Annotated in this window: 2 protein-coding genes; one reads left to right on the plus strand and one right to left on the minus strand. The window is 57.5% G+C overall.

What is annotated here, in order from left to right:
- The first annotated feature begins 105 nt into the window (after positions 1 to 105).
- Positions 106 to 873, plus strand: a complete 768-nt coding sequence (gene cysE / locus A3754_RS20030; RefSeq protein WP_063521101.1) for a serine O-acetyltransferase — start codon at positions 106 to 108, stop codon at positions 871 to 873.
- A 113-nt stretch (positions 874 to 986) separates the two neighbouring features.
- On the opposite strand, the gene A3754_RS20035 is transcribed toward cysE, so the two are convergent.
- On the minus strand, positions 987 to 1,465 hold a 479-nt coding region (locus A3754_RS20035), incomplete at its 5' end, for a DUF933 domain-containing protein (RefSeq protein ID WP_156497112.1).

The raw sequence follows: 1,465 nt of genomic DNA on the forward strand, positions 1-1,465 counted from the left end.
ATTGGAGAAAAAAATGCCGCGAGATGATGGCTGATGCGCCGTAACAAACGGTTGTTGGCGTCATCCTAACGGGCCCAGGCCCAAGGCTTCGAAGTTGAGGTAGTTATGTTTGATCAAGTGCGCGAGGACATCCGGTCGGTCTTTCACCGGGACCCGGCGGCCCGCAATACGCTGGAAGTGTTGCTCAACTATCCCGGTTTGCACGCGGTGCTTTTTCATCGGTTGGCGCATGGGTTATGGACGCGTGATTTCAAGCAACTGGCGCGGCTGCTATCCACGTTTTCGCGCTGGCTCACCGGTATCGAAATTCACCCCGGTGCCAAAATCGGCCGGCGTTTCTTTATTGATCACGGCATGGGTGTGGTGATCGGTGAAACCGCAGAAATCGGTGATGACGTGACGCTGTATCACGGCGTTACCCTGGGAGGCACCAGCTGGAGCAAGGGCAAGCGCCACCCGACTCTGGAAGACGGTGTGGTGGTTGGTGCGGGAGCCAAGGTGCTGGGGCCGTTTACGGTGCACAAGAATGCCAAAATCGGCTCCAATTCCGTGGTCACCAAGGAAGTGCCGGAAGGGGCGACGGTGGTCGGTATCCCGGGCCGGGTGATTAGCCATCCTCTGACCGAGAAAGAAAAGACTCGCCAGGCAATGGCCGAGAAGATCGGCTTCCAGGCCTATGGTGTCAGCAACGACATGCCCGACCCGGTGGCCGAAGCGATTCACTTGCTGCTGGATCACATGCACGCCGTGGACAACAAGCTGGATAGGGTCTGCACCAACCTGAAAAAGCAGGGCATTCAGGGATGCGATGAGAAGCTGCCGGAGCTGAAAGATGAAGACTTCGAGCCGGTGAATGCGGGCGGAACAGACTGAAAAGCAGTTGAAGGTTGATAGTGGACAGTTGACAGCGCAAATAAAAAGGCCGCCCCGGAAGGGCGGCCTTTTTATTTGGCGTGTTGCATGAAGCGTGGTGCGTGCCGCGTCTCTTATACGTTAAACCGGAAATGCACCACGTCACCATCCTTGACGATGTATTCCTTGCCTTCCAGGCGCCACTTGCCGGCTTCCTTGGCTCCCTGCTCGCCGTTGTTGTCGATGTAATCATCGTAGCCGGTGACTTCGGCACGAATGAAACCTTTCTCGAAATCCGTATGAATCACGCCGGCAGCCTGGGGCGCGGTGGCGCCGACCTTGACGGTCCAGGCGCGGACTTCTTTTACGCCTGCGGTGAAATAGGTTTGCAGGCCGAGAAGGTTAAAGCCGGCGCGGATGACCCGGTTCAGGCCGGGCTCTTCCATGCCCAGGTCGGCGAGGAAGTCGGCTTTTTCTTCGTCGTCCAGTTCGGCAATCTCGGATTCGATTTTGGCGCAGATGGGTACCACGGAAGAGTTTTCTGTTTCGGCCAGCTCGCGCACGGCGTCCAGCAAGGCGTTGTCCTCAAAGCCGCCTTCGTCCACGTTGGCAA

This window comes from Alcanivorax sp. HI0083 (assembly GCF_001635175.1).